Origin of the sequence: Microbacterium sp. NPDC006705 (assembly GCF_044903545.1) — a bacterium.
GTDB lineage: Bacteria > Actinomycetota > Actinomycetes > Actinomycetales > Microbacteriaceae > Microbacterium > Microbacterium plantarum.
Map to the genome: position 1 here is coordinate 58,557 of NZ_JBJDQQ010000003.1, position 26,144 is coordinate 84,700.

Here is a 26,144-nt window from a genome sequence, read left to right on the forward strand (position 1 = left end):
CGGGTGGCGGCCGGCGGGGGCCGGCCGCCGCCCCTTCCAGAAAGCGGGTCGATGATGACCACGGAACGCCCCGTCGCAGTCGCCATGCGCGGAATCACCATCCAGTTCCCCGGCGTGAAGGCACTCGATGCCGTCGATCTCACGCTCTACGGCGGCGAGATCCACTCCCTCATGGGAGAGAACGGCGCCGGCAAGTCCACGCTCATCAAGGCACTCACGGGCGTCTACGCGATCGACAGCGGCAGCATCGTCGTCGACGGACGCGAGCGCTCGTTCCGCAGCACCGCCGACGCGCAGGCCGCGGGGATCTCGACGGTCTATCAAGAGGTGAACCTCTGCGCCAACCTCTCGGTCGCCGAGAACGTGATGCTCGGCAACGAGGTGCGCCGCGCCGGACGCATCGACTGGCGCGCAACGCACGAGGCGGCCGCCGGACACCTCGCGGAGCTCGGTCTCGACGTCGACACACACTCCGTGCTGGCCAGCCACTCGATCGCGGTGCAGCAGCTCGTCGCGATCAGCCGGTCGATGGTCATCGACACGCGGGTCCTCATCCTGGACGAGCCCACGTCGAGCCTCGACCGCGGCGAGGTCGAGCAGCTTTTCGCCGTCATGCGGCGCCTCCGCGACCGCGGCGTCGCCATCCTGTTCGTCTCGCACTTCCTCGACCAGATCTACGAGATCTCCGACCGTCTCACGGTGCTGCGCAACGGCGGGCTCGTCGGGGAGTACCCCATCGCCGAGCTCGGACGCGAGGCCCTCGTGGCGCGCATGATCGGACGCGAGCTGAGCGCCCTCGACGCCCTGTCGTCGACCGCTGAACGCGAGATCGACCGCGACGCCGTCCCGGTTCTGCGTGCCCGCGGCGTCGGACGCCGCGGCGTCATCGAGGCGTCCGATCTCGATGTGCACCGCGGAGAGGTCGTCGGGATCGCGGGCCTGCTCGGCTCGGGCCGCACCGAACTGGCGCGCCTGCTCGCCGGCGCAGATCGATCGGATGCCGGCTCCGTCGAGGTCGACGGCGTCCCTACCCGTCTGACCACCCCGCGTCACGCACTCGATCACGGCATCGCGTTCTCCTCGGAGGACCGCCGATCCGAGGGCATCATCGCGGACCTCACCGTCGCCGAGAACATCGTGCTCGGCGTGCAGGCGCGACGCGGTGCGCTGCGCCGGGTCCCGCAGAGCGAACGCGACGCACTCGTGGCCGAGTACCTCGAGGCCCTCGGCGTCCGCCCCGCCGACCCGAACGCCCTCGTGCGCAACCTCTCGGGAGGCAACCAGCAGAAGGTGCTGCTGGCGCGATGGCTGGCCACCGCGCCCGAACTGCTCATCCTCGACGAGCCCACCCGCGGAATTGACGTCGGCGCCAAGGCCGACATCCAGCGCAAGGTCGCCGAGCTCGCGGCTCAGGGCCTCGCCGTCGTCTTCATCTCGTCGGAGCTCGAGGAGGTGCTGCGCATCGCGCAACGCGTCGCCGTTCTGCGCGATCGCCGCAAGATCGGCGAACTCATGACCCAGGATGTGGACGTCGACACACTGGTCGCCTTCATCGCCGAAGGCGACGCCGAGAACCCCTCGGATAAGGAGAAGATCGCGTGAAGAAGCTCATCACGCACCGGCTCGTCTGGCCGGCGCTCGCCCTCGTGGCCCTGATCGCGGTGAACACCGTGTCACGGCCCTCGTTCCTCAGCGTGACGGTGCAGAACGGTCAGCTGTACGGCTCGCTCATCGACATCCTCCGCAACAGCGCTCCGCTCATGCTCGTCGCCCTCGGGATGACGCTCGTGATCGCCACCCGCGGGATCGACCTGTCCGTGGGCGCGATCATGGCCGTGTCGGGCGCCGTCGCCCTCACGATCATCGAGGCATCGCCCGAGCCCGGGAATCTCGGCGTCGTCGCGATCGCGATCGCGGCGGGTGTCGGCACCTCTCTCGTCCTGGGCGCGTGGAACGGTTTCCTGGTCGCGGTGCTCGGCATCCAGCCGATCATCGCCACGCTCGTCCTCATGCTCGCCGGACGCGGTGTCGCTCTGCTCATCACGCGCGGATTCATCACGACGATCAACAGCGAGCCGTACCAGTTCATGGCGCAGGGATACGTGTTCGGCCTGCCCTTCGCCCTGTGCGTCTCGGTCGCCGCGATCATCGTCGTCGCCGTCGTCCAGCGGCGCACCGCCCTCGGGATGCTGACCGAGGCCGTCGGCATCAACCCCGAAGCGAGCCGCCTGGCGGGCGTCCGCTCGCGCGGGATCATCTGGGGCACCTACATCGCCAGCGGCACCCTCGCGGGTATCGCGGGCATTCTCTACAGCTCGAACATCATGGCCGCCGATGCGAACGCGGCGGGGATGTACATCGAGCTCGACGCGATCCTCGCCGTCGTGCTCGGCGGCACGTCGCTCGCGGGCGGCAAGTTCAGCATCGCCGGAACCGTCATCGGCGTCTTCACGATCCAGACCCTCAAGACCACGATCACCTTCCTCGGGGTCCCGCCCGCCGTGAGCCCGGTGTTCATGGCCGGCGCCGTGCTGGTGGTCGTCCTGCTGCAGTCGCGCCGTGTGCGCGGCTGGTTCACCTCCGGTGCCCGCCCCGCGGCCCGCGCCGTCTCCGCCCGCTCCGACGCGAAGGTGCTGTCATGACATCGCTCACCGCTGCCCCCCGCGCGCACGAGCGCGCCCTGACCCCGTGGCGCCGCTTCCTCAGCCGCCACATCGCCCTCGTGCCGGTGTTCGCCGCCGCCGTGATCCTCGTCGTGATGATCGCGGGCGCCATGATCAACTTCCCGAACTTCCAGCTGCCCCGCATCCTGTCGTCGATCCTGCTCGACAACGCCTACCTCCTGGTGCTCGCTGTCGGCATGACCTTCGTGATCCTCACCGGCGGCATCGATCTGTCGGTCGGCGCCGTGATGGCTTTCACCGGCATCCTGTGCGCGAGGCTGCTGTCGGAGGGAGTGCCCGTCGCCGTCGCAGTGCCGGCGATGATCGTGATCGGCGGCGCGATCGGCCTGCTGATCGGCGTGCTGGTGCAGTTCTTCGACGTCCAGCCCTTCATCGCCTCGCTCATCGGGATGTTCCTCGCGCGCGGCCTCGCCTTCGTGGTCAGCCTGGAGTCGATCAAGGTCGCCGACGAGGGCCTGCTGTGGCTGCAGTCGACCCGCCTCTCGGTCGGCGGCTGGTACATCACCCCCACCGGCATCCTGGCCCTGCTCACGGTCGTGCTGGCCGCGCTCGTGCTGCGCTACACGCGCTTCGGTCGCACCGTGTACGCGATCGGCGGCAGCGAGCAGTCGGCGCGCCTCATGGGCCTGCCGGTCGTGCGCACCCGCCTGCTGGTGTACGTCATCAGCGGCGTGTGCGCGGGGATCGCAGGCATCGTGCTCACGGCCTACTCGGGCGCGGGCTATCCCCTCAACGGCGTCGGCACCGAGCTCGACACGATCGCCGCGGTCGTGATCGGCGGCACCCTCCTCACGGGAGGCAGCGGGTTCGTCGTCGGGTCGCTCATCGGCGTCTTCGTCTACGGGCTCATCCGCACGATCATCTCGTTCCTGGGCGCCGAGCAGTCGTGGACGCGGATCACGGTGGGCGCGCTGCTGCTCGTGTTCGTCGTGGTGCAGCGGGTGATCGTCAGCCGATCCGCGACGCGGCGGTGACGGCCCGCCGCGCCGCGGCAGCGCGGCGGGGCATCGGGGCGGCATGATGGTGCGCATGGATCCCGAGGCGGCGCCGACGCTCGAGGTGCGCGGCGCCGACGTGCGCTTCGGCCCCGAGCAGGCGCTCGCGAACGTCGATCTGCGGCTGTTCGCGGGCGAGGTGCACTCGCTGATGGGCGAGAACGGCGCCGGGAAGTCGACGCTCATCAAGGCGATCACCGGCGCGCTCCGACTGGACGCCGGCGAGATCCTGCTCGACGGCGCACCGGTGCACCTCGCTCGCCCCGCGGACGCGCTCGCGGCGGGCATCTCGACCGTCTACCAGGAGATCGACCTGCTGCCGAACCTCACGGTCGCCGAGAACGTCTCGCTCGGACGCGAGCCCCGCCGGTTCGGGCTGATCGACCATGCCGAGATGCGGCGCCGCGCCGCTTCGGCGCTCGAGTCCCTCGGGGTCTCGATCGACCCGGGTTCGCTGCTGTCGTCGCACTCGCTCGCCGTGCAGCAGCTGGTGGCAATCGCGCGCGCGGTCTCGGGATCGAACCTGCGGGTGCTCGTGCTCGACGAGCCGACCTCGAGCCTCGACGCCGACGAGGTCGCCGAGCTGTTCCGCGTCGTCCGCGAGCTGACCGCTCGCGGGATCGCGGTGCTGTTCGTGTCTCACTTCCTCGACCAGGTCTACGAGTTGTGCGACCGGGTCACCGTGCTGCGCGGCGGCCGCTTCGTCGGCGAGTACTCCACCACCGAGCTCCTGCGCGTCGAGCTCGTCGAGAAGATGCTCGGCGACTCCGCAGCCCGCCTCGCCGCGATCGACGACGACATCGCGCCGCTGAGCGACGGGCCGGTCGTGCTGTCGGTCCGGGGAGCACGGTCGAGCCGCACGCGACATGCGTTCGACCTCGAGCTCGCCGAGGGCGAAGTCATCGGGTTCGCCGGCCTGCTGGGTTCCGGACGCACGGAGTTCGCCCGGACGCTGACGGGCGTGGACGGCCTCGACGAGGGCACGGTGCTCCTCGACGGCACCCCGCTCGGGGGCCACGGCCCGCGGTCGGCGATCGGGCGGGGTGTCGTCTACTCGTCGGAGAACCGCCGCACCGACGGTGTGCTGGGCGACCTCAGCGTGCTCGAGAACATCACGCTCGCCCTGCAGGCGCAGCGCGGCGTCCTGCGCCCCGTGGGCGCCGCCCGCGCCCGCGAGCTCGCCCGCAGCTGGATCGAGGCCCTCAACATCCGACCCGCCGACATCGACCGCCCGGCCCGGGAGCTCTCCGGCGGCAACCAGCAGAAGGTCCTGCTCGCGCGGCTGCTGGCTCTGTCTCCCCGCGTGGTCGTGCTCGACGAGCCCACGCGGGGCATCGACGTGGGCGCGAAGGCCGAGGTGCAGCGCCTGGTCGGAGAGCTCGCCGACAACGGCGTCTCGGTGGTCTACATCTCGGCCGAGCTCGACGAGGTGCTGCGGGTCTCGCACACCATCGCGGTCGTCCGCGACGGCCGCATCGCCCACGTCGTACCGGCCGCGGATCTCAGCTCCGACCTGCTGATCGCCCTCGTGGCGCGCGCCGACGACAAGACCGAAGAGGCCGATGACTGACGCGCGCACGCCCCGGGCAGCGAACATCTTCGACGTCGCGAGACTCGCCGGTGTCTCTCATCAGACGGTGTCGCGGGTGCTCAACGACATGCCGAACGTCCGGCCCGCCACACGCGAGCGGGTCGAGAAGGCGATCGCGCAGCTGCGCTACAGCCCCTCTCCCGCGGCGCGGGCGCTCGTGACCCGCCGCACCCGGACGATCGGTCTGATCACGCCGGGGACGGTGCAGTTCGGGCCGACCTCCGTCGCGACCCACTTCAACTTCGCCGCGCGCTCGGAACGCTACAACGTCGATGCGATCAGCTCGCCGGAGAGCGACGTCGCCGCCGTGCGGTCGGCGATCGACGGCCTGCTGCGCCAGCGCGTCGACGCGATCGTCCTCATCGTGGTCGACCTCGACGTGCTCGCGGCCATTCAGGGGCTCGAGCTCGACATCCCGCTGGTCGCCGTCGCCGCCACCAGCCGGCCGCATCCGCAGCTCGTGTCGATCGACCAGTACCGGGGGGCGCGGAGCGCCGTGCGCCACCTCGCCGAGAGCGGTCACCGCCGCATCCACCACATCGCGGGTCCCGCCCGCAATCCCGACGCCGCCGAGCGCGTGCGCGGGTGGCGCGACGAGCTCGTCGCGAGGCGGCTCGACATCCCGCCGCTCACCTACGGCGACTGGTCGGCTGCGAGCGGGTTCGGCATCGCGATCGAGAGCGACATCGCCGCGGGTGACGGCATCTTCGTGGGCAACGACCACATGGCGATCGGAGTACTGTCGGCGCTGCGCGAACGCGGTCTGCGGGTGCCCGGGGACGTCGGCATCGTCGGATTCGACAACGTCCCCGAGGCGGCGTTCCTCCATCCCGCGCTCACGACGGTCGAGCAGGACTTCCCGGCGCTGGGGGCCCTGATCATGCAGAAGGTCCTGCTCGTGGTGGAGCAGCCCGATGTCGTCACCGAGGCCACCCCGCTGCCGACCCGCCTCATCGTCCGGCAGTCGTCGGTGTCGGACGGCTGAGCGCCGCTCCCAGCGTTCTCGTGACCGGGTGCGGCACGATCGTTCCCATGGCCTCTCGATCCCGGACGCGGCGGCGCCGTCGCCGGATCGGGATCGCGGCTGTGCTCGTTCTCGTCCCCGCACTGCTCGTCACCGTCATCGTCGCGATCGGGGGGACGGCGGCGAATCTCTCGGCGCTCCCCGGCGCGCAGCCGCAGCCGGCCGAGGAGCCGCGGGAGCTCCCGCCGAACGTCGGTGACATCGATCCCGGGAACCTCATCGACGACGCCCTGTTCTTCGATCACGACGCGCTCTCCGCCGCCGAGATCCAGGCGTTCCTCGACGATCGGATCGGCGAGTGCGCCAATGACGCGTGTCTGAACGTCGCCACCGCGGGGATCTCGTCGCGTGAGGCTCGGGTCTCGCAACGCACCGGCGACGTCATCTGCCGCGCGATCGAGGGGGGTGAGCTGCCGGTCGCGGAGATCATCCACCGGGTGCAGGAGGCCTGCGGGATCTCGGCCCGCGTCATCCTCGTCACCCTGCAGAAGGAGCAGTCGCTGGTCGAGGGCCGCGCCGCCCGGGCGCCCACGGAGGGACGGTTGCGGGCGGCGATGGGGGCGAGTTGTCCCGACACCGCTCCCTGCGACCCGGAGTACGAAGGCGTGGGCGCGCAGATCGTCGCGGGGGCGACCGACCTGGCCTCGTACCGCGCATCAAGCTTCATGCGCCAGCCCGGCACGCACTTCATCGCCTTCCACCCCGACCCCGCCTGCGGGGGAACCGATGTCGCGATCGAGAACGACGCGACGGCGGCGCTGTACAACTACACGCCCTACCAGCCCGACCCGGCCGCGCTGTCGGCGGGGTGGGGCTCGGGCGGCCCGTGCTCGTCGTACGGCAACCGCAACTTCGCTTACTACTTCGCGCTGTGGTTCGGCTCTGTTCGAGCCGGATGAGCGTGAGCTGTGCGTGGACTCTGCGCCCACAGGCGGAGCCACTATCGTGCGTCAGGTGACGTCACCCCTGCGCGACCTGCGTACCTTCGCCACGAGCGCGCGCTCGTGGCTGCGCCATCGACCGGTGACGCTGCTGATCGCGGCCCTGACGATCGGACTCAGCGTCGCGGGGATGATTTTCCAGCCGATCGACTGGGGCTTCATCCCCGTCGACGACGCCGACCCGGCTGGCGCCGCAGTGCGTCACTGGTGGAGCTCGCTCACCTCGCTCTTCGTCGTGGAGACGGTGCCGGCGCTCGTCGCGTTCGTCGTCCTCGTGATCCTCGTCGTCGGCGTGGCGGAGCGCGCCATGGGAAGCCTGCGCACCGCGATCGCGTACGTCGTCGGCGGGGTCGCGGCGTCGTTCCTCGGGTTCGCCATCGATCTGTTCGAGCAGACCTACCTCGCCGGCATCCCGTTGAACGCACCCGCTGTCGACGTCTTCTCGCCCACCGCCCCGCTGCTGGCGACGGCGATGGCGGCGAGCTCCTTCTTCGGGACGATCTGGCGCCGCCGCACGAGACTGCTGGCGCTCTTCTCCGCTATCACGCTCTACCTCTACTCCGGCGGCGCGAACGATCTGTTCTCGCTCCTCGCGGTTCCCGTCGGCTTCGCGCTCGGCTTCGCACTGGGGGGCCGCGTCCGCGGCTTCCGGCTGGTGCGCAGCTCGTACTACGAGAAGCGCGTCCTGCTGGCCGCCATCGTCGCGATCACCGCGATCGGCCCGGTCGTGGCGACCGCGTCGGGCTCGGGCGCCGGGCTGCTGTCGATCTACGGGTACCTCTCCATCGATCCGCTGAGCGTGGTGGACGGTCAGGTGTGCGCCTTCGGTTCGCCCGGCGCGCCCTGCCCCGACGACTTCTCCTCGATCGCCGATCTGCAGGGCTGGTCGAGTGTCGTGGCGCTGCTGCCGCTGATCGTCCTGCTGCTCGCGGCCTGGGGCATCCGGGGCGGGCGGCGCATCGCGCTCGCGGTCGCGGTCGCCATCAATCTCGCGATCTTCGCGGGGATGGTCTACACCTTCCTCGTGATCGAGCCCGACACGGTCGCCGCGATCGGCGCCGCCGTCGACCCCGAGACCGCCGACTTCGTCTGGCAGACGCTCACGGGCGTCATCGTCGGGGCGATCGTGCCGCTGGCCGTGGCGGTCGTACTGATCGCGTTCCGCGGGGCGGCGCGCGTCTCGACGGCCGCGGCGGCCAAGCGCACGTTCGCCCTCACCGTGGCGATCGGCACCGCCCTGACGCTCGCTGCCTCCTTCGCCGGGACGCTCCTCCTCGCCGACGGTTTCCGTCCGGGGATCGACGCCGTGATGGTGCTGCGGGCGCTCCCGCTGCGCCTCGTGCCGCCGACCCTCATCCCCTCCGACATCGTCGAGTTCGTGCCCGAATCGGCCGCCGCGCAGGCACTGTGGTACCTGCCGTCGCTGGTGTTCTGGATGCTGCTGATCGTGGCGGTCGCTCGGGTGCTCCTGAATCCGCGCACCGTGCTCGACGCACCCGACCGCCTGCGCGCCCGGGGCGTGCTCGAGCGGGGCGGGGGCGACACGCTGTCGTTCATGTCGACCTGGCGCGGCAACTCGTACTGGTTCGCTCCCGACGCTGACGCTGCGATCGCCTACCGCGTGCGCGGCACCATCGCGGTGACCCTCGGCGGCCCCTTCGGCCCCGATCACGACCGCCCCGACGTCGTGTCGAACTTCGTGGAGTTCTGCGGAGCCCACGGCTGGACGGCGGTGTTCTACAGCGTCGACGCACGCGAGGGCAGCATCTTCGATCATCTCGGCTGGCAGCGGATGCCGGTGGCCGAGGAAGCCGTGCTCCACCTGCCCGACTGGAACACGGCTGGTAAGAAGCGCCAGGACATCCGCACCGCCACCAACCGCGCATCCCGCTCGGGCATCACCGCGGTGTGGACCTCATGGCGCGAGCTCAGCGCGGGCCAGCACGCCCAGATCCGCGAGATCTCCGAGGGCTGGGTCGCCGACCGGTCGCTGCCCGAGATGGAGTTCACCCTCGGCGGCGTCGACGAGCTCGACGACCCGGCGGTGCGCATCATGATGGCGGTCCACGAGAGCGGCCGGATCGAAGCGGTCACGAGCTGGCTGCCGATGTTCGAGCACGGCACGGTGACCGGATACACCCTCGACTTCATGCGCCGGCGGGGCGATGCGATGAACGGGATCATGGAGTTCGTGATCGGCGCCGCCGCCGACCGGATGAAGGGCGACGGGCTGACGCTCCTCAGCCTGTCGGGGTCGCCGCTCGCCTCGACGCAGCTCGGTGACGACGCCGCCCGCACCAATGTCGCGCGACTGCTCGACCTGCTGGGCGGGCTGCTCGAGCCGGCCTACGGGTTCCGGTCGCTGCTGAACTTCAAGCGCAAGTTCCAGCCCGAGTTCGTGCCGCTGTGGGCCGTGTACCCCGACCCGGCGATGCTCCCCGCGCTGGGGGTCGCGCTCACCCGCTGCTACCTGCCCACGCTGACCCTGTCGCAGGCGGTGCGCATGGCGGGCGCGCTGCGCTAGCGGCGGCTCAGCGGCCCAGACCCCAGTGGTCCGCGATGACGGTCAGCCCCTGCTGGAAGATGTACGACCATGACGTCGCGTCGTGGGCGCTCCCCTGGGCCTCGACGTAGGTGGCATCCATTCCGGCGGCCTGCGCCGCCTGGTAGATCCGCTGCACACCCGGGAGGAAGCCGGCGTCATTGCTGCCCACGCCGAACACCGCGGTCATATCGCGATAAGGGGCGTGAGCGGCCATGATCGCGGCGGGCTTGGCCGCCTCGTACGCGGCCCGGTCGCCGCCGAAGCCCTGCGCGATCGTCGTCGCCTCGTCGCCGAGCGAGGGGAACTCCTCACCCGAGGCGTCGAGGATCGCGCTGAAGAGCTCGGGGTGGGCGGACCCGAGCTGGATCGAGCACGTACCGCCCTGCGAGAGCCCGCCGATCCCCCAGAAGTCGGGGGCGTCCAGGACCGGCAGGTTGGCCTTGATCCACGTCGGCACATCGACGGTGAGGTAGGTGGCGGACTTCCCGAGCGGCGAGTCGATGCACATCGGGTTGGCGTCGGGTGAGCCCAGCTGGTCGGGCGAGACGACGATCGGCGCGAGGCCGTCGTGAGCCGCGGCGTAGGCGTCGAGCGATTGCTGCAGGTGCGCCGCGATCAGCGGGTCCTGGGGCTGCCCCGGTTGTCCTGAGAGCACGATGAGCACCGGGAGCAGCGGCGGGTTGTCGGTGAGAGCCGCGGGCGGGCGGTAGATGACGGCCGGGCGGGCGGCGAATCCGGAGTCGGTGGCGGGGATCGTGACCGTGCCGACCTCGCCCGTCGACGGCATCCCGTCGGGGGCGGTCCAGCCCGCGATCGTCGGGCGGTCGGCTCCGCCGTCGAGCGACGGCAGATCGGCGGCGCCGAACGCGGGCAGTCCGAGCGCGGTGCGCACGGTCGGGTACTGGCCGAACGCGATGTTCACGCCCATGGCCGCGGTAGCTGCGAAGAGCACGATCGCGATCGGCGCGGCGACGGCACGTCGCCAGGTCGGCCGCCACAGCGAGGCGAGGGCGACTCCGATGGCGGCGAATCCGAGTGCGACCCACATCCGTGAATCGGCGGTGAGGACGACGCCGAACAGGTTGTAGTGATCCGCCAGCAGCCACGTCAGCGCCATCCCGAACAGACCCGCGGCGACGGCCGCCGCCGCAGCGGTCAGCGTCCACCGGCGACGCTGCCAGCGCCGGCTGGGTCGCAGCACGACGAGCGACACGAACGCGAGGGCGGCGAGGATGCACGTGATCACGACGGCCGGTCCGGAGAGGATGTTGATGTCGAGCAGCCAGTTCACATCGACCTCCCGAGGGTCGCGTCGAGCCGGGATGGCGCGGCGGGCTCACCGACCCGTCCACAGCGTAAACCGGGCCGCGTGCTCGACCCCGCGCGCCGCCCGGTTTTCGCGGCGGTTTCATCAGGTCGGAGATGGCCGCCAGCCGGGCGGGCTCAGTCGGCGTGCTCGGGCGGCCAGACGACCGAGAACCGCTCGAAGACGATGTCCTCGCCCTCCGACCACTCCGCCCCGCGGGCGGCGGCGACGCGCGTCCAGTAGCGCCGGTGCTCGCGCTGCCAGCTCTCGAGCGACAGGTCGTCCTCGCCCTCGTCGGCGGCGAACGCGGCATCCGCGCTCGTGAACGGCCCCAGGCGCAGCTCGGTCGTGCGGATGATGATGCGCGGAGCGCCGGTGCTGTCGCAGGCGATCCAGTGCGATCCGATCCGCGGGATCAGATCGCCGCGGGCGACGAAGTCGGCGACGAGCTCGGCGGTGGCGCGCTTGCCGCCGGCGAGAACGATGCCGAGCAGCTCATCGGCCAGGCGCGCATTGTCGCCGAAGTGCTCGACGGTGTACTCGGGTGCAGCGAGCACGGCCTCGGGGTGCGCCGTCCGGTACTGCTCCCACATCTCGGCCGCGGCGGCTTCATCGAGGGGCAGGGCACGGGATGATCCGCTGTATTCGCTCATCCCGCGATCCTCGCACCCGCCGGTCTCAGCGCCGCCGCGTCACCGCCCTCGCGCCGGCGATCAGGCCGACGAGCGCCGCGGATGCCGCCGCCGACGCCGCGGTGTACAGCGGGGCGCGGTGACGGATAGCCCAGGTCTGCACGCTTCCGTTCCGCGCACGATCGTCGAAGGCGCCGTGGGCGCCGTGATCACCGGGCACCGGCTCGTAGAGGTTCGGCGCGGTCGTGGCGGCGTCGGATTGCGGGGCGAACTGCCCCTCCCAGGCGTTCTTCGCGAGGTACCAGTCCAGGAAGCGCCCGGCGACGCGGGTGCCGAGGATGAGCCCGACGGTCGACTCCCCCACCCACGTGCGCCGGCGCGGCTTGTCGGCGACGTCGGCGACGGCTCGGGCACCGACCTCGGGCTGGAAGATGGGCGGCACCGGCTGCGGATGCTGCGAGAAGTTCGACTTCACCCATCCGAACTGCGTCGTGTTGAGGGCGGGCATGTCGACGATCGAGACGGCCACGCGGCTCTTCTCGTGTGTGAGCTCGGAGACGACGGAATCGGTGAAGCCGTGGATCGCGTGCTTCGCGCCGCAGTAGGCCGCCTGCAGCGGGATGCCGCGGTGGGCGAGCGCCGACCCGATCTGGATGATGTGTCCGTGGCCCCGGTCGCGCATCCGCCGGAGCGCCGCGCGGGTGCCGTTGACGGTGCCGAGGTAGGTGACAGCCGTGGCGCGGTCGAAGTCGTCGGCCGAGGTGTCGAGGAAGGTCGCGATCGCCCCCGACATGACGTTGTTGACCCACAGGTCGATCGGGCCGAGGGCGCCCTCGACATCGGCGGCGGCCCGGTCGACGGCGTCCGCATCGGCCACGTCGACCGACACCGCGTGCGCGCGCCGGCCCGCCGCCTCGATGTCGGCGACAGCGCCGTCGAGGCCGTCACGTCCGCGCGCGAGGACCGCGACGTCCCAGCCGCGGTGCGCGAGCTCACGGACGATGGCTCGACCGAGGCCCGCGCTTCCCCCGGTGACGACGGCGACTCCGCGCCCGCTCGCTGCAGCCATGACGATCTCCTTCCACCGAGGCATCCACGGTGGAAGCTCGCGATCGCGACCATTGTCGGCACGCGAGCGCGCGGGAACGCACCTGTTGCCAGGCAGGGTGCGATGGTCTAGGGAAAGGTCTCGGCGTGCGCGATCAGCGCATGCCCGACATCCGGTCCCACTCGATCGACTTGAACTGCAGGAACGTGCACAGGTTGCCGGCGAAGGCGACCTCGGCGGCAAGACCGGCCATCTGATAGGGCGTCAGGGTGAGGTCGTCGGACCGCGCGGTGAGGGTCGCCTCCCACTCGGGGTCGTCGATCGCCCGCGGCTGCATGTAGACGTCGGCGGGCGCATTCTCGAGGTGCACGATGACGAGTCCGGTGTCGAGCCCGTCCGACCCGTCCTGGATGGCGACCTTGACCGAGACGCCGGGAACTTTCCCCTGTTCGAGGAACTCGGCGACCCATTCCTCCAGGAGGGTCTTGGTCCGCACGGGGACCCGCGGGATGTCATCGCTCATCACGTGGGATTTTGTCATATATCGAACGAGATCGCCCGTCATTTCGGGTTGGATACGACGATGAATCGAACTACCCGTCGCATCCGGGTCTGCCCGGGATTCTCCCGGCCGAGGAGGTGTTACGCTCGGGCGGTTTGACGAGCGCCTACGGCCGGGAGAGAACGTGCCTTTTCACAGCAAGCAGACCCTCGAGCACTGGGTCGCTGAGTTCATCGACGCTCGCGGCGCCGGCGAGGAGGTGCGCGTGGCGGTGCAGGACGGTTCCGACGGGGCCGACACGGGCCTCGTCCTCGTCCCGCTCACGAACGCGCCGAACGCCGTGTACATCGAGCCGCGGCCGGCGGGCGACGACCTCGACTGGTGCGTCTCCATCGAGGGCGCGCCCGACACTCTCGTCCTGACCAGTCACGAGCTCAACGCACTGACTCACGAGCTCCAGATCGCTGCAGAGCTCTGCGCCTTCCTGCAGGAGAAGTCACTCGGTCATTTCGAGCCGTCGGAGAGCACCGCGGAGGACGACGCGGGCGAGCCCTCGACCCTCGGCAACTGAGAGTCGCCGCTTCCGGCGGCGTGCTTCTCGCGCCATTCCCGGAGGGCGGCCGTGGCGATCGACACATCGTCGGAGGCGACGGCGTCGTCGCCGATGATCTGCACCGACTCGTGGCCCTTGCCGGCGATGAGGACGATGTCGTCGGGACCGGCGGGGGCGACGGCCATCGTGATCGCGGCCGCTCGATCGCGGATGACGCGGACGTTCTCGACCGAGCGGAAACCGGCCAGGATGTCGGCCACGATCGCGTCGCCGTCTTCGTGATGCAGATCGTCGTCGGTGACGATGATCGTCTGTGCGAGCTCTTCGGCGATCACGGCCATCTCGGGTCGCTTGCCACGGTCGCGGTCGCCGGTGCAGCCGAACACGACGGTCAGCTGGCCGGCGCCGCCTGACATGGCGATGAGGGCCTGCCGCAGGGCGTCGGGCGTGTGGGCGTAGTCGACGGCGACCTGCGGGCCGGCGCCGGGCGACACGACCTGCATGCGTCCGGGTACCCGGCGGATCTCCCCCACTGCCCGCGCGATGGCGCCGGGGGCGACGCCCTGTGCGCGGAGGATGCCCGCCGTCATCGCGAGGTTGTCGATGTTGAACCGGCCGATGAGGGGTGATGCTACCTCGAAGCGGTCGTCCTGGATCGCGAGAGTGAAGTCGGCGCCGTCAGCGCGCATCCGGATGTCGTCGGCGCGGACCGTCGCCGCCGCTGCGCCGGACGTCGAGACGGTGACGTCGTCGAGTCCCGCGGGGAGCGCGATGCCCGCGACATAGGGGTCGTCGATGTTCCGCACCGCGGCGCGCACACCCGGAAGGCGGAAGACGCCCTGCTTCGCCTGGCCGTACGCTTCCATCGACTCGTGGTAGTCGAGGTGGTCGCGGGTGAGGTTCGTGAACGCGGCGATGTCGAAGTGGCATCCCTCGACCCTTCCCTGCGTGAGGGCGTGCGAGCTCAGCTCGATCGCGACCACGTCGGCGCCGGCCCGCCGGATGTCGGCGAGGAGCTCGTGCATGTCGACCACCGACGGGGTTGTGAGCGACGTCTTCGCCAGAGCGCCGAACAGGCCGGCTCCGAGTGTGCCGATGGTGGCGGCGCGGCGTCCGAGGAGCTCCCAGCTCTGCGCGAGGAGCTGCACCGTCGAGGTCTTGCCGTTCGTGCCGGTCACGCCCACCAATGTCATGTCGGCCGACGGACGACCGGTGTACTGGTCGGCCAGCCGCCCGATCACGGCGGCCAGGTTCGGGATGCCGCGCACCCGCGCATCGACGTGCGTGACGCTCGCGTCGGTCAGGACGAGAGCCGCGTCGCGCTCGAGCGCCTGCGTGATGTGCTCGCGGACCCGTTCGTCTCGGCCGAGCGCGACGAAGACGTCGCCGGCTTGCACGGTGCGGCTGTCGCCGCGCAGGCGACCGCCGGGTACGTTCCCCCCGGCGACCCCCGTCGCCCACCAATCAGGGTCGAGTTTCCGACCCTCCCCAGCGTCTTGCATGTACCGCCCCATCGATCTCTGACTCGACAGTTCCATGAACGGGCGGTCACCCGCGGGAAGAACACGTCGGAGCCTGAGATTGGCACCGTAACGTAAGCGCCGCTTAAGACGGAGAACGTCAGCTCTGGGGCTCGGGCACCATCCGCAGACCGTCGGCGCTGTTGGCCGATTCCATGAGGGCGTCGATCCATTTCGGGTTGATCTGCGGCTGGCGGCTGCCGGCGAACTGGAACTGGACCGAGATCGTGGGGTGCAGCCAGAAATCGCGACGGCTCGTGCCGTGCGGCGAGGTCGTCTCGAACATCAGCGGTTCGCCGCGCCGCAGCTTGGTCATCAGAACCAGCCGGAGATGCGCGAGCGCACGGTCGTCGATCTCGACGAAGTTGGCCGCGTTGTCGTAGAAGAATCTGCCCACCGGCACAGCTTAGGCGGCTGCGGGCAACGCGGGGCCGGGGCGTATCATCCGCTCACAGATAGAAGCCGTGACGCTCGAGCACGACGACGGCCTCATCGCGCGTCGATACGCCGAGCTTGGCGAACAGGGACCGCATCTGCGACTTGATCGTGTTGATGGAGACCGTGAACTCCCCGGCGATCTCGCCATAGGTCTTGCCGCCTCGCATCACCGAGGCGACGGATCGCTCGCGGGGTGTCAGGGCAGGCAGCGCCTGTGACGCGCGTGGTTCCCGCCGGTGGAATTCCTCCGTCGCGTCGGCAACCGCGGCGGCGAGGTCGGGACGGCGCTCGCGGAGGCGTTCTCGTAGCGGGGCCAGCTGCTCTCGCGGCACGCTGATGAATGGCGCGATGACGTCGCCGGCGTGATGAGCCAGGCGGACGCCGAGCCGATCCTTGCGCGAGGGTCGCCTCGGCGGGGTCGCCGCGGAGGACGAGCGCGATCGCTTCCGCCGTGGCTGCGGCATGCTGCGCGTACGGTCGCGTCGAGAGTTCCGGCTCCCAGCAGGGTGTCGGCGACGGCGAGGGCCTCGAGGAGTACAGCCCAGCGTCACGCGGACGTCCGGCCACCGCGTAGGTCTCGGCCACCGCAGCGAACAGCGACCCCAGCGAGTCGAGCCCGAGCACACGCGATGCGCTCATGGAGGGGATGCCCGAAGCCCGAATCGTGACGCGACTTCCCAACATTCGTGCGCGGAGTCCGGGGGCAGGCTCAGAACGGTGGCGGTTCGTCCGGCGGCGGTCCGCCGGGTGCGGCACGCGGCGGCGGATCCGTGGTGTTGATGGTGAAGCAGACCGCCGGTATGGGGACGTCTTCGCGGTAGACCCGGCCGAGGGGCGAGGTCCATTCGAGAACGCCGTCGCCGATCTGCCTGACCTCCCATTTCGTGAATTGCTTCATGGAGTGGTGTCGTTGGCAGAGGTGGGCGAGGTTGAAGATGTGGGTGTGCCCACCCAGGGCGTAGTCGATCGTGTGGTCGAGCTCGCAGCGGATCGCGGCACGGCGGCATCCGGGGAACCGGCAGTGCTGATCCCGGGCCATCAACAGTTTCTTCATCGAAGCCGCGGGCCGGTAGGTGTCGATCTCGACCGGGGTGCGGGTGACCGGGTCGATGAACAGCCGGTCCCACTCGCTGACCTGCCCGGCGAGCTCGCGCGCCGTATCCGCATCGATCAGCGCAGCGCCCACCGCTTCGGCGGGGTTCTCGTCACGCCCCATCAGCGTCTCGGCGGTGACGGCGACCTGCACGCGTGCCCGGATCGCCCCCAGCCCACCGGCCCGATCGATCCCATACGTCGGGTCCACCACCGGCGCCCCGCCGAGGACGAGGTCGCCCAGAATGTCTGCGCGGAGCTGATCCATCGTCCGCGTGTCGGCGGCATCACTCTCCGCCCGGGCATCCTTCACCGACTGTCCCATCTGGGTGAGTCTGTCGAGCATCCCGGCGGCGATGACGGTCGGAAGGTTGGCGACGAGGTTCGACATCCCGTCCGTCCCGTGGAAGACCCGCACGCACCGCTCCGCCGCCGCGGCCTTGTGCCGCTCGGTGAAGTTCTGTGTATGCAACCGGGCCGCCAATGCATCCAACGCTCCCCGCACCCGGGAGGGCACATCCCGCTCACACACCGCGATCGCCGCCTCCGCGAACGAATCGCGCACCTCGGCGGGCACCCTCGCGCCGACCCGCACGACCACATCGACGTGTCCGCGTTCGATCCGCCGCTGCACCCACGCCTCGAACACGGCCGGGTAGTCATCGATGACGGTCATCGCGTGGTCGATCTCACCCTGCAGGCGCCGGTCGGTGAGTCGCGCCATCCCGGCGGCTTCGGCTGCGACCGAACGCAGCTCCATGTCCGACGTCATACCTCGTACCCCGTCGCGACGCGCCTCACGCAGAGCCGACCTGCCCAGCTCCGGCAACGCCCGCATTCGCGCGACATCCCCGACATGGAAGAGGTCGAGGGCCTCAGCGAACCCCGCGAAAGCCGCGGCGTGCGACGACCCACCCGAGGCGCCTTCGCCTCCGAGCCTGCGACCGCTATTCGATGTCATGTTCCCATTGTCGCAGCGGGTTACGACATTCGGGTCGAACTTATCTTCGATGCGAGAACGCGGTTCGCTCGACCGATTGGGGAGGAATCGACGAAACCACAATCCAGCATCCCCGAGCCAGGCCATCAGTCTCGGTCCGAATCTCATCCGACGAGGCTCCCCCCGCAACTTTTTTCGGGTTTCCGCGTCACGATCCGTCGCCTCGAACGTCTCATCAACATGCACCCTGCGACGAACGCCCGTCCGGCTCCCTCCGAAACGGGCACCCGGACCCGCACTTCCCTCCGGCGCGACCGGCCGCGCGCCGGAGCCCGCACCCGCAGCCGCGACCGCGACCGCGCCCGCACTCGCGCCACCAGCCTCACCCCCGCGTCCGCCGAGCCGCCCACCCGGGTCGGCACGATCAGGTTCCGCTCCCGCGCGGTGGCCGCTCGGTCGCACGCGGGCACCAGGTCAGCAGGCCGCTCGGGAGCCATCCGTCCGTCCTGGATCGAGATCGACGGCGCAACTCTCACGGCCTCATGGGGCTGCCCGAACGCCCGCAAGCGGTCATGGCAGCGCGGCGACGTCGGCTCCGTGTGCTCGTCGGGCGCGACCAGCCGCGAGGGGGGGCGTCCGCCCGCCCCATCCTCGTCGCCGACAAGTCGCACGGTGAGGTCGTCACGGCGACCATCGTCTGCGACGCCTTCCCGTACGAGGCGTATGCGACCCACGCCCGCTCCGAGCCCCACTACCACGCCGCCTCCCGCGACCGCAGCGGGTTTCGATCTGGCCGCGACGGGACAGCCGAATCTCCAGATGCAGCGTGCCCGCGTGGGCGAGGCGGTGCCGTGGCGCGATCAGCCGATGGCGCTCGATGCCGACGGCCGGTACACCTCGCGGTTCTCGGTGCCGACCGCCGGACCGGTGACGTTGGGGCTGCGTTACCTCGACCCCACCACCGGACGATTCGGTCCGGCATCCTTCGTGTCGTTCACCGCGTACTGACCGAACCGCCCGCAACCGCGCGGCCGCGGGTCAGTGCCCGCCGACGACGTTGCCGCTCAGGCGGCCGTGCAGAGCGGATGCGGTCGCGTTGAGTCCCTCGATCGCGACGGTCTTGCCGTGCCGCTCGTACTTGTTCACGACGGCGTCGAGCGCGGCCACCGTCGAGGCGTCCCAGACGTGCGAGCGGGTCATGTCGATGACGACGCGGGCGGGATCGTCGGCGTACGCGAACTGCGTGGTGAGGTCGTTGCTCGAGGCGAAGAAGAGCTCGCCGACGACCTCGTATCGGGCGACCGGCTCGTCACCGACGGCGTCGAGGGTTCGCGTGACGGTGACGAAATGGGCGACGCGACGAGCGAACATCACCATCGCGGCGATGACTCCGAGGATGACGCCGATCGCGAGGTTGTGGGTCCACACCGTCGCCACGACGGTGATGAGCATGACGGCCGTCTCGCTCTTCGGCATCCGCCGGAGGGTCGCGGGACGGATGCTGTGCCAGTCGAAGGTCGCCACGGTGACCATGATCATGACGGCCACGAGTGCCGCCATCGGAATGATCGCGACGACGTCGCCGAGCGCGAGCACGAGGATCAGCAGGAAGACCCCGGCGAGGAACGTCGAGATGCGCGTGCGCGCCCCCGAAGCCTTCACGTTGATCATGGTCTGCCCGATCATGGCGCACCCGCCCATGCCGCCGAACGCGCCCGACAGGATGTTGGCGGCGCCCTGGCCGAGAGCCTCGCGCGTCTTGCGCGAGTGGGTGTCGGTGATGTCGTCGACGAGCTTGGCGGTCATGAGCGATTCGAGCAGGCCCACGACCGCCATGGCGAGCGCGTACGGCGCGATGATGCGCAGTGTCTCGAGGGTGAGCGGCACGTCGGGCACGAACAGTTCGGGCAGGCTCGAGGGCAGCTCGCCCTGATCGCCGACCGTCGGCACCTGCCAGCCGAACGCCACGACCGCCGCCGTGAGCAGCACGATCGTGACGAGCGGGGCCGGGATCACCTTCGTCAGCCGCGGCAGCGCGACGAGGATGATGAGCCCCGCGGCGACGAGCGGCCAGACGAGCCACGGGATGCCGTCACCGAAGAGCTGCGGCATCTGCGCGAGGAAGATGAGGATCGCGAGCGCGTTGACGAATCCCACCATCACCGACCGCGGGATGAACCGCATGAGCTTCGCGACGCCGAGCACCGCCAGCACGATCTGGATCACGCCCCCGAGAAGCACGGTGGCGATGAAGTAGTCCATGCCGTACTCGCGCACGACGGGCGCGATGACGAGCGCGATCGCCCCCGTCGCAGCCGTGATCATCGCCGGGCGGCCGCCGAGGAAGGCGATCGCGACCGCCATGATGAACGATGAGAAGAGCCCCACGCGGGGATCCACTCCGGCGATGATCGAGAACGCGATCGCCTCGGGGATGAGCGCGAGGGCGACGACGAGCCCCGCCAGCACCTCGCGGGTCAGCAGTCGAGGGCTGCGCAGAGCCTGCAGGACGGTCGGTTCGATGTGATAGCGCGCGGCGCTGTCGCGGGCGGGGGTGACGGCGGTCACTCGGTGCCTTTCGGTCGGCGCCCGACGACGCGGGCGGAGTGATCGCGCGGGCGGGGTGGTCGCGCAGCCCGCGCAGCGCCGGCTGTCCGACGCGGGAAGAATGAGGGGGCGGCGCAGAATGGCGCCGACGAGAATCTAACGTAACGTGAGGTTTGATGTCGAATCGCGATGAGGTGACCATGCGCATCGGAGAGGTGACCGAGCGCACCGAGCTGTCGTTCCGCACGCTCCGCCATTACGACGAGATCGGCCTCGTCACGCCGTCCGCGCGCACCGATGGGGGCTTCCGCCTCTACACGGAGGACGACGTGGCCCGCATCCTGCTCATTCGCCGCATGAAGCCGCTCGGCTACAGCCTCGACGAGATGCGTGAACTGCTCGATGTCGTCGACGCCCTCACCGCCGCCCCCGCCGACGAGGAGCTGCGCGCCCGCCTCGAGACGATCCGGGCAGGCGCGACCGAGCGGCGCGAGAAGCTGACCCGGCAGGTCGCGATGGCCGACGAGTTCCTCGAGCAGCTCAGCGTCATCTGATCGACGCGAGACGGCGGAGCGGCCCCGGACCTCAGGCGTAGGCCCGGTGCACGTACCAGCCACCCTCGCCGCAGTAGACGTCGAACACGAACGCCTCGCCGTCGGCATCCGTCGCCTGGAAGCGCCATCCGTAGAGCCCCCGTCGCCGATCGTCGTCGGCGGCGAGGGACCAGACCGAGTCGCGGAGGCGGGTCGGGATGTCGTTCACGCTCCATCGCCTGCCCGCGTAGAACATCCGCGCCGGGACGTCGTCGACGAGCCAGAGGGTGACGTCGTGAGCGCTCGTCGTGTCGGTCATGACAACCGAGGATAGAACATATATTCGATCCTCGCCAGGGCGTTATCCGAACACAGCTTCGCTCCGTACGCTGGACGCATGGATCTGTACAGCCTCTTCGGGCTCTCCGGCCGACGCGCCCTCGTGACCGGCGGGAGCTCCGGCATCGGCCGGGGAATCGCCGAGGCGCTGGCCGCCGCGGGGGCAGAGGTCATCGTCGCGGCCCGCGGTCGTGACCTGATCGACGAGACCGTCGGGCAGATCCGCTCCGAGGGCGGGCTCGCGTCGGGGATCGTCGCCGACCTGTCCTCCCGTGCCGGCTGCCACGAGCTCGCCGATCAGGCCGGCGACATCGACATCCTCGTGAACTCGGCGGGCATCAACATCCGCCCTCCCCTCCTCGAACTCGACGAGCCCGCCTGGGATGCCACGATGGCGGTCAACCTCGACGCCCCCTTCATCCTGGGCCAGCGATTCGCCCCCGGGATGATCGAGCGCGGGTACGGCCGCATCATCTCGATCAGCTCGCAGCAGGCGAGCCGCGCCTTCGCATCGAGCGGCGCCTACGGCGCGTCGAAGGCCGCCCTCGAGGGCCTCGCCCGCTCGCAGGCGGAGGCGTGGTCGGCATCCGGGGTGACCTCGAACGTGCTGGTCCCGGGCTTCGTCCTCACTCGCCTCAACGAGCGCCTCGCGAGCAACCCCGACGTCGTCGACGCGCTGGCCGCTCGCACCTTCGTCGGGCGCAACGGCGTGCCGGACGACTTCGCCGCCGCGGCGATCTTCCTCGCCGGCCCGGGCTCGGCCTATGTCACCGGCCAGTCGATCGCCGTGGACGGCGGGTTCTCGGTCCACTGAGGCTCACCTTCCTTCGCCCATATCAGGTGAGCGCTCCCACGGGAAGGGCTCCCGTTCGGCCGGATGCTCGGACAGACTGAGCCGCTAGGTCGATCAATACGGGGAGTCGTCATGGCAGTGCAGGGTGAGACATCGTCGGCATCGGCAGTCCTCGACGCGCTGTGGGCGTACGAGGCCGCCGAGGGCGCCATCCGGCTGCGGCTGCGCGACTCGATGCTCGTGTGCGAGAACGACCTGATCGCGCTCGAGAAGCTCATCGAGGCGCAGGATCGCGACGTCGCGCTGACCCCGTCGAACATCACCCAGGAGCTCGGGATCTCGTCCGCGAGCACGACCGCGATGCTCGATCGCCTCGAGCGTTCCGGGTATCTGCGGCGCCAGCCGCATCCGTTCGACCGTCGCAAGGTCTTCGTGACGCTCGGTGATCGCCCGGTCGAGAACCTGCGCCAGTCGGGTACGGACGTGCAGCACCGCGTCGAGGACGTCATCGCCGACATGCCCGCCGGCTCCGCCGCCGTGCTCGTCGACTTCCTCTCGCGCATGCGGATCGCCGCCGAAGCGGCCTGACCTCCCACGCATGCCGGCCCGCGCCCGTGCCGCGATGCAAGGCTTCCGATCCGACACCCCGATCGGGATGCCGCTCTCCCGGCGCGTCGCCCACGATCCCTTGCATCCGCGCACCGCGCACCGCGCAGCCAGAGACCGGATCTCTGCTCAGGCCGCGGCGACCGGCACGCCCGTCGTCCGACGCCCGGCCGGGGCCCAGCCGAAGAGGAGAAGCGCCGCGGCGAAACTGAGCGGCCCGATCAGGTGGAAGACCTGAGACAGCGCTGAGACGTCACCGCCCGAGGTGGCGAAGGTGTCGGCGATCGACATCCCGATCGAGAATCCGGCGAACAGTCGCAGGAACAGCGCGGCCCCGATGATCGAGAGGTACAGGATGCCGAGCCGGCGGGGCGTCAGCCACGCCCCGCCCCTCGTCAGCGAGCCGACAGTCACACCGGCCGCCGCCACCAGCCACACCCCGACCCACACAGCCACCGCCCCCGCAGCGAACGCCGGGTCGAACCCGTCGGCCGCGATCATCGCGGCGTAGATGGCGTCCAACTCGTAGCCGGGCACCTTGGCGAGCGGATTCCACACCAGCAGATCGAGGGCGCCGAGCACGAGCAACGCCGTGACGGACACGAGCCCCGCGATCGCGACCGGCCGCCGTCGAGCCAGCGATGCGGAGCGGTCCTCCAGGGCGAGCGGCGTCGATCGCCAGGCGCCGGCCAGCCCGATCGCGGCACCGCCGACGGTGAGGCCGACGCCCGCCGCGCTCACCCCAGCCGCCACGGGGCGCACCGCGGCGAGCGCGAGCACGGGGATGCCGAGCGCGGTGGCGGCGAACGCGAACCTCACGACCGCCGACCGCGACAGCGCGGCCGCGCCGATGAAGAGGGCGATGGCGAGCAGCGCTCCCCCGAACAGGAGCACGCTGAGCGCGGAACGGCCGACGGCGAGCGCGATCTCGACCACAGCCGGTATGGCGACCTCCGGGGAGGTGAGATCCCCGGTCAGCCACAGCGCGGCCGACGTCGCCCCGACCGCGGTGAGCAGCGTGACACCCCGCCGACTCAGCCGGCGCGAGGCGGTACCCCGGGGCTCGCCGGTCAGCACCGGAGAGTCACGGTCCGCGGTGAGGGCGACCGCGATCGCACCGCGCACGACATCCCCCCGGCGCACCCCGGCTTCGGGAGCCCCGGCGACATCCGCCCGCCACTGCTCGAGATGACGTGCCCGCGACGCGACCGGCATCGTCCGGCTCACCGCCCGAAGGACGAGATCGAGGCTCATGCGATCACTCCCCTCGCGTCGCCCCGGCCGCGTCCGGGCTCGGGCTCGTGCCGACGCGCTCGGCGGCGCTGCATCCGCACCGCGTGAGCGTCGACGGCGGCGCGGGCTGCGACGAGGCCGTCGGGCGTCAGGCGGTACAGCCTCCGCCGGGGCCCGCTGCGGTTCGGGTCGACCTCCCACTCGGAGGTCACCCACTCCATCGACTCGAGGCGCTCGAGGATCGGATACACGCTGCCCGCGGGCCGGCCGGTGCGGTTGACGATGCGCAGCCCCCACACCGGTTCGGACTCGCTGATCAGGGCCTCGAGCACATCGACGGTCGCCGGGGTGATGCGTGTGAGCGGCTGCATGACCGCATGCTATCTCTATATACCTAGAGATAGCCCCTTCGCCTTGGTCCGCCGCCCGTGCCGCGATGCAAGGCATCCGATCCGACACCCCGACCCGGATGCCGCATCCCCGGCGCGTCGCACACGATCCCTTGTATCCGCGCACACGAACCCGCGCATCCGCGCACCCGCGCACCCGCGCGCCGACCCACCTCAGCGCCGCCCGCCGAGCACGCGGGCGATCTCGCGGCGGCTCGACACCCCCAGGCGTCGCATGATGTTGGCGACGTGGTAGTCGACGGTCCGCTTCGAGAGGTGCAGCAGGCCCGCGATCTCGCCGCTCGTGTAGCCCTGCCCGACGGCGTCGGCGACCTTCCGCTGCTGCTCGGTCAGTCGCGCCGTCGGGTCGCCGCCGCGCGATCCGCGCTGCATCTCCGTCGTCGTCGCGGCGACCGCCTCGTCGTACCGCCGCGCCAGCCCGCCCGCGCCGAGCTCCTGCAGCTCGGCACTGGCGTCTTCGTAGACGACGAGCGCGCGCCGCGGATCCGGCCGGCCGTGCGCACCGAAGAGGCTGTAATGGATGCCGGCGACGACGCGCACCCAGGCCCGCCCGAGCGGGTCGTGGTCGAGGGTCAGCAGCGCGAGGGCCCGGTCGACCGCGTTCGTCGCCTCGCCGTACCGTTCGTCGTGCTCCGCCAGGATCGACACGAAGGCCCAGGCGTACGCGCTCTGGTCAGCTCCGGGCTGGGCGGTCCACAGGGCCACGCCGCGCCGCACCTCGTCGACCCGGCCGAGGTGCCACGAGGCGAGCAGGTTCAGCATCCGCCATTCGTCGACCCGGTACGGATGCCGGTACCCGGGCTCGGCGGCATCCTCGAGCGCCCGCCGCAGCGCCGGCCACTCGCTGAGCGAGATCGCCATCATGATGCGGGCGTGCGTGATCACGATCTGCGCGAGGAACGACGGGGTGTCGCGGCACAGCAGTGCGGCTCGGTCGAGCACGGGCCGGCTCGCGTCCATGTCGCCGCGGAGGGCGAGGAAGAGCCCGTGTACCGCGAGCGCCTGGGGCTCGAGCCAGTCGTGCTCGATCGACCCGGTCGGCGGAGTCGTCGCGCGCACCGCCTCGGCCGCCTCGCGCCACCGCCCCTGGCGTACGCGGACGAACGCGAGCTCGACCTCGGCGTGCAGGCGCACCCCGGGCCGCCACGCGGGTGCGAGGCGCGCACCGCGCGCGAGGTTGAGCGCCGCCTCCCCCAGCCGGCCCGACAGGTGCTCGACACTGCCGAGGCTCACGAGGGCGAGCGCATGCGCGGGCGACAGGCTGTTGCGCATCCGCAGCGGCGCCAGGGTCTCGATGAGGGCACGCCGCGCGGCATCCCCCGCTGCCGTGTGCTGCTCGACCATCGCGTCGAGACCGAGCAGGTCGAAGGCCACGTGCTCCGGGGCCGCGACCCGGCCCTCGACAGCGGATGCCGCGGCCATGACCGCCCGGGCCGCGTCGATGCACCGTCGCGCCGGCACCCACGACGCCGATGCGACGCAGCCGGTCGCGACGTAGGACAGCAGCAGCGGCAGCAGCATCCCCTCGCCCTCGAGCGGATCCCCGGCGACGGGCCCCGGCACCGACGCGAGCGGCACCTCGGCGAGCGCGACGATGCGGGCCACAGCGCTGTCGAGGTCGCCGTCGCCGATCTGCAGCATCGCGAGCACGCCCTCGCGCAGAATCCCCTCCGGCAATGCAGCCACGTCGTCCCGGTGGGCGGCGAGCAGGTCGGCGCGGTAGCCGCGCATCCCGATCGAGCAGGCCAGTGCGAGGCCGTCGGCATCCCCGGCGGCATGTGCGGTGAGTGCGGCGCGGACCGCGGTCTCGGTCTCCCGGCGTCGCCACGCGGAGCGGGCCTCGTCGAGAAGCGGGTGTCGTGGCATCCGCCG

25 protein-coding genes are annotated in these 26,144 nt (G+C 70.7%); 12 read left to right on the forward strand and 13 right to left on the reverse strand.

Annotation, left to right across the window (positions count from 1 at the left end):
- Positions 1-84: 84 nt before the first annotated feature.
- From ACI2K6_RS14175 to ACI2K6_RS14205, 7 genes are read left to right on the forward strand one after another with little or no spacing between them, the layout of a single operon-like run.
- The gene (locus tag ACI2K6_RS14175; RefSeq protein WP_240309640.1) at positions 85-1,602 is read left to right on the forward strand and encodes a sugar ABC transporter ATP-binding protein; all 1,518 of its coding nucleotides are present in this window, start codon (positions 85-87) and stop codon (positions 1,600-1,602) included.
- Positions 1,599-2,642, forward strand: coding sequence for an ABC transporter permease (locus ACI2K6_RS14180; RefSeq protein ID WP_112617864.1), 1,044 nt, complete (start codon positions 1,599-1,601; stop codon positions 2,640-2,642). Before ACI2K6_RS14175 ends, ACI2K6_RS14180 begins: the two co-directional genes overlap by 4 nt.
- The gene (locus tag ACI2K6_RS14185; RefSeq protein ID WP_274179375.1) at positions 2,639-3,658 is read left to right on the forward strand and encodes an ABC transporter permease subunit; all 1,020 of its coding nucleotides are present in this window, start codon (positions 2,639-2,641) and stop codon (positions 3,656-3,658) included. Before ACI2K6_RS14180 ends, ACI2K6_RS14185 begins: the two co-directional genes overlap by 4 nt.
- Positions 3,659-3,704: 46 nt before the next feature.
- Positions 3,705-5,249, forward strand: a complete 1,545-nt coding sequence (locus ACI2K6_RS14190; RefSeq protein ID WP_404568974.1) for a sugar ABC transporter ATP-binding protein — start codon at positions 3,705-3,707, stop codon at positions 5,247-5,249.
- Complete coding sequence (locus ACI2K6_RS14195; protein ID WP_404568881.1) at positions 5,242-6,255, forward strand: LacI family DNA-binding transcriptional regulator; 1,014 nt, start codon at positions 5,242-5,244, stop codon at positions 6,253-6,255. The genes ACI2K6_RS14190 and ACI2K6_RS14195 overlap by 8 nt, the downstream gene beginning before the upstream one ends.
- Before the next feature lie 47 nt (positions 6,256-6,302).
- Complete coding sequence (locus ACI2K6_RS14200; RefSeq protein WP_404568882.1) at positions 6,303-7,193, forward strand: hypothetical protein; 891 nt, start codon at positions 6,303-6,305, stop codon at positions 7,191-7,193.
- A 55-nt stretch (positions 7,194-7,248) separates the two neighbouring features.
- Positions 7,249-9,759 (forward strand): bifunctional lysylphosphatidylglycerol flippase/synthetase MprF, encoded by a 2,511-nt coding sequence (locus ACI2K6_RS14205; protein ID WP_404568883.1) that lies wholly within the window; start codon positions 7,249-7,251, stop codon positions 9,757-9,759.
- A 7-nt stretch (positions 9,760-9,766) separates the two neighbouring features.
- On the opposite strand, the gene ACI2K6_RS14210 is transcribed toward ACI2K6_RS14205, so the two are convergent.
- The 4 genes from ACI2K6_RS14210 to ACI2K6_RS14225 all read right to left on the reverse strand — a co-directional run bounded on the left by ACI2K6_RS14210 (position 9,767) and on the right by ACI2K6_RS14225 (position 13,289).
- Positions 9,767-11,071, reverse strand: coding sequence for an alpha/beta hydrolase (locus ACI2K6_RS14210; protein WP_404568884.1), 1,305 nt, complete (start codon positions 11,069-11,071; stop codon positions 9,767-9,769).
- Between the two features lie 152 nt (positions 11,072-11,223).
- Positions 11,224-11,739 (reverse strand): ASCH domain-containing protein, encoded by a 516-nt coding sequence (locus tag ACI2K6_RS14215; protein ID WP_354452118.1) that lies wholly within the window; start codon positions 11,737-11,739, stop codon positions 11,224-11,226.
- Positions 11,740-11,764: 25 nt separating this feature from the next.
- Positions 11,765-12,787 carry an SDR family oxidoreductase gene (locus ACI2K6_RS14220; protein ID WP_404568885.1) on the reverse strand — a complete coding sequence of 341 codons (1,023 nt, stop codon included), beginning with the start codon at positions 12,785-12,787 and terminating at the stop codon, positions 11,765-11,767.
- Positions 12,788-12,920: 133 nt separating this feature from the next.
- Entirely contained in the window at positions 12,921-13,289 is a 369-nt protein-coding gene (locus tag ACI2K6_RS14225) for a hypothetical protein (protein WP_112617855.1), read from the reverse strand.
- 163 nt (positions 13,290-13,452) lie between these two features.
- Here ACI2K6_RS14225 and ACI2K6_RS14230 point away from each other — a divergent pair, with 163 nt between their 5' ends.
- The gene (locus tag ACI2K6_RS14230) at positions 13,453-13,839 is read left to right on the forward strand and encodes a hypothetical protein (protein WP_114587647.1); all 387 of its coding nucleotides are present in this window, start codon (positions 13,453-13,455) and stop codon (positions 13,837-13,839) included.
- Here ACI2K6_RS14230 and ACI2K6_RS14235 read toward each other — a convergent pair.
- From ACI2K6_RS14235 to ACI2K6_RS14250, 4 genes are all read right to left on the reverse strand, one after another.
- Positions 13,773-15,323 (reverse strand): UDP-N-acetylmuramoyl-L-alanyl-D-glutamate--2,6-diaminopimelate ligase, encoded by a 1,551-nt coding sequence (locus ACI2K6_RS14235; RefSeq protein ID WP_404568886.1) that lies wholly within the window; start codon positions 15,321-15,323, stop codon positions 13,773-13,775. The genes ACI2K6_RS14230 and ACI2K6_RS14235 overlap by 67 nt on opposite strands.
- 118 nt (positions 15,324-15,441) lie before the next feature.
- Positions 15,442-15,738, reverse strand: a complete 297-nt coding sequence (locus ACI2K6_RS14240) for an ATP-dependent DNA ligase (RefSeq protein WP_112617853.1) — start codon at positions 15,736-15,738, stop codon at positions 15,442-15,444.
- A gap of 52 nt (positions 15,739-15,790) precedes the next feature.
- Entirely contained in the window at positions 15,791-16,243 is a 453-nt protein-coding gene (locus ACI2K6_RS14245) for a helix-turn-helix transcriptional regulator (protein ID WP_274179384.1), read from the reverse strand.
- A 245-nt stretch (positions 16,244-16,488) separates the two neighbouring features.
- Positions 16,489-17,832, reverse strand: a complete 1,344-nt coding sequence (locus tag ACI2K6_RS14250; protein ID WP_404568887.1) for an HNH endonuclease — start codon at positions 17,830-17,832, stop codon at positions 16,489-16,491.
- A 798-nt stretch (positions 17,833-18,630) separates the two neighbouring features.
- On the opposite strand from ACI2K6_RS14250, the gene ACI2K6_RS14255 reads away from it, so the two are divergent.
- On the forward strand, positions 18,631-18,819 hold the full coding sequence (locus ACI2K6_RS14255; protein WP_282501494.1) for a hypothetical protein: 189 nt from the start codon (positions 18,631-18,633) through the stop codon (positions 18,817-18,819).
- 30 nt (positions 18,820-18,849) lie between these two features.
- Here the strand turns inward: ACI2K6_RS14255 and ACI2K6_RS14260 are convergent, their stop codons facing one another.
- Positions 18,850-20,379, reverse strand: a complete 1,530-nt coding sequence (locus ACI2K6_RS14260) for a SulP family inorganic anion transporter (RefSeq protein ID WP_404568888.1) — start codon at positions 20,377-20,379, stop codon at positions 18,850-18,852.
- 155 nt (positions 20,380-20,534) lie between these two features.
- On the opposite strand from ACI2K6_RS14260, the gene ACI2K6_RS14265 reads away from it, so the two are divergent.
- Positions 20,535-20,912 carry a MerR family transcriptional regulator gene (locus ACI2K6_RS14265; RefSeq protein WP_274179388.1) on the forward strand — a complete coding sequence of 126 codons (378 nt, stop codon included), beginning with the start codon at positions 20,535-20,537 and terminating at the stop codon, positions 20,910-20,912.
- 31 nt (positions 20,913-20,943) lie between these two features.
- Here the strand turns inward: ACI2K6_RS14265 and ACI2K6_RS14270 are convergent, their stop codons facing one another.
- Positions 20,944-21,210, reverse strand: a complete 267-nt coding sequence (locus ACI2K6_RS14270; RefSeq protein WP_404568889.1) for a hypothetical protein — start codon at positions 21,208-21,210, stop codon at positions 20,944-20,946.
- A 78-nt stretch (positions 21,211-21,288) separates the two neighbouring features.
- On the opposite strand from ACI2K6_RS14270, the gene ACI2K6_RS14275 reads away from it, so the two are divergent.
- A complete protein-coding gene (locus ACI2K6_RS14275) occupies positions 21,289-22,044 on the forward strand; it encodes an SDR family NAD(P)-dependent oxidoreductase (RefSeq protein WP_274179390.1) in 756 nt (251 codons plus the stop codon).
- Positions 22,045-22,155: 111 nt separating this feature from the next.
- The gene (locus tag ACI2K6_RS14280; RefSeq protein WP_404568890.1) at positions 22,156-22,611 is read left to right on the forward strand and encodes a MarR family winged helix-turn-helix transcriptional regulator; all 456 of its coding nucleotides are present in this window, start codon (positions 22,156-22,158) and stop codon (positions 22,609-22,611) included.
- Positions 22,612-22,758: 147 nt separating this feature from the next.
- On the opposite strand, the gene ACI2K6_RS14285 is transcribed toward ACI2K6_RS14280, so the two are convergent.
- From ACI2K6_RS14285 to ACI2K6_RS14295, 3 genes are all read right to left on the reverse strand, one after another.
- Positions 22,759-23,883: a hypothetical protein gene (locus ACI2K6_RS14285; RefSeq protein ID WP_404568891.1), complete on the reverse strand. Its 1,125-nt coding sequence runs from the start codon at positions 23,881-23,883 to the stop codon at positions 22,759-22,761.
- The gene (locus ACI2K6_RS14290) at positions 23,880-24,233 is read right to left on the reverse strand and encodes a helix-turn-helix transcriptional regulator (protein ID WP_354452101.1); all 354 of its coding nucleotides are present in this window, start codon (positions 24,231-24,233) and stop codon (positions 23,880-23,882) included. Before ACI2K6_RS14290 ends, ACI2K6_RS14285 begins: the two co-directional genes overlap by 4 nt.
- Before the next feature lie 192 nt (positions 24,234-24,425).
- Positions 24,426-26,138 carry a LuxR C-terminal-related transcriptional regulator gene (locus ACI2K6_RS14295; RefSeq protein ID WP_404568892.1) on the reverse strand — a complete coding sequence of 571 codons (1,713 nt, stop codon included), beginning with the start codon at positions 26,136-26,138 and terminating at the stop codon, positions 24,426-24,428.
- Positions 26,139-26,144 lie beyond the last annotated feature (6 nt).

Coding starts and splice junctions, on each gene's coding strand:
- ACI2K6_RS14175 (WP_240309640.1), top strand. CDS start 85: ATGCGCGGAATCACCATCCAGTTCCCCGGCGTGAAGGCACTCGATGCC.
- ACI2K6_RS14185 (WP_274179375.1), top strand. CDS start 2,639: ATGACATCGCTCACCGCTGCCCCCCGCGCGCACGAGCGCGCCCTGACC.
- ACI2K6_RS14190 (WP_404568974.1), top strand. CDS start 3,705: ATGGTGCGCATGGATCCCGAGGCGGCGCCGACGCTCGAGGTGCGCGGC.
- ACI2K6_RS14195 (WP_404568881.1), top strand. CDS start 5,242: ATGACTGACGCGCGCACGCCCCGGGCAGCGAACATCTTCGACGTCGCG.
- ACI2K6_RS14200 (WP_404568882.1), top strand. CDS start 6,303: ATGGCCTCTCGATCCCGGACGCGGCGGCGCCGTCGCCGGATCGGGATC.
- ACI2K6_RS14215 (WP_354452118.1), bottom strand. CDS start 11,739: ATGAGCGAATACAGCGGATCATCCCGTGCCCTGCCCCTCGATGAAGCC.
- ACI2K6_RS14220 (WP_404568885.1), bottom strand. CDS start 12,787: ATGGCTGCAGCGAGCGGGCGCGGAGTCGCCGTCGTCACCGGGGGAAGC.
- ACI2K6_RS14225 (WP_112617855.1), bottom strand. CDS start 13,289: ATGAGCGATGACATCCCGCGGGTCCCCGTGCGGACCAAGACCCTCCTG.
- ACI2K6_RS14235 (WP_404568886.1), bottom strand. CDS start 15,323: ATGCAAGACGCTGGGGAGGGTCGGAAACTCGACCCTGATTGGTGGGCG.
- ACI2K6_RS14245 (WP_274179384.1), bottom strand. CDS start 16,243: ATGCCGCAGCCACGGCGGAAGCGATCGCGCTCGTCCTCCGCGGCGACC.
- ACI2K6_RS14250 (WP_404568887.1), bottom strand. CDS start 17,832: ATGACATCGAATAGCGGTCGCAGGCTCGGAGGCGAAGGCGCCTCGGGT.
- ACI2K6_RS14255 (WP_282501494.1), top strand. CDS start 18,631: ATGCAGCGTGCCCGCGTGGGCGAGGCGGTGCCGTGGCGCGATCAGCCG.
- ACI2K6_RS14265 (WP_274179388.1), top strand. CDS start 20,535: ATGTCGAATCGCGATGAGGTGACCATGCGCATCGGAGAGGTGACCGAG.
- ACI2K6_RS14270 (WP_404568889.1), bottom strand. CDS start 21,210: ATGACCGACACGACGAGCGCTCACGACGTCACCCTCTGGCTCGTCGAC.
- ACI2K6_RS14275 (WP_274179390.1), top strand. CDS start 21,289: ATGGATCTGTACAGCCTCTTCGGGCTCTCCGGCCGACGCGCCCTCGTG.
- ACI2K6_RS14280 (WP_404568890.1), top strand. CDS start 22,156: ATGGCAGTGCAGGGTGAGACATCGTCGGCATCGGCAGTCCTCGACGCG.
- ACI2K6_RS14285 (WP_404568891.1), bottom strand. CDS start 23,883: ATGAGCCTCGATCTCGTCCTTCGGGCGGTGAGCCGGACGATGCCGGTC.
- ACI2K6_RS14290 (WP_354452101.1), bottom strand. CDS start 24,233: ATGCAGCCGCTCACACGCATCACCCCGGCGACCGTCGATGTGCTCGAG.
- ACI2K6_RS14295 (WP_404568892.1), bottom strand. CDS start 26,138: ATGCCACGACACCCGCTTCTCGACGAGGCCCGCTCCGCGTGGCGACGC.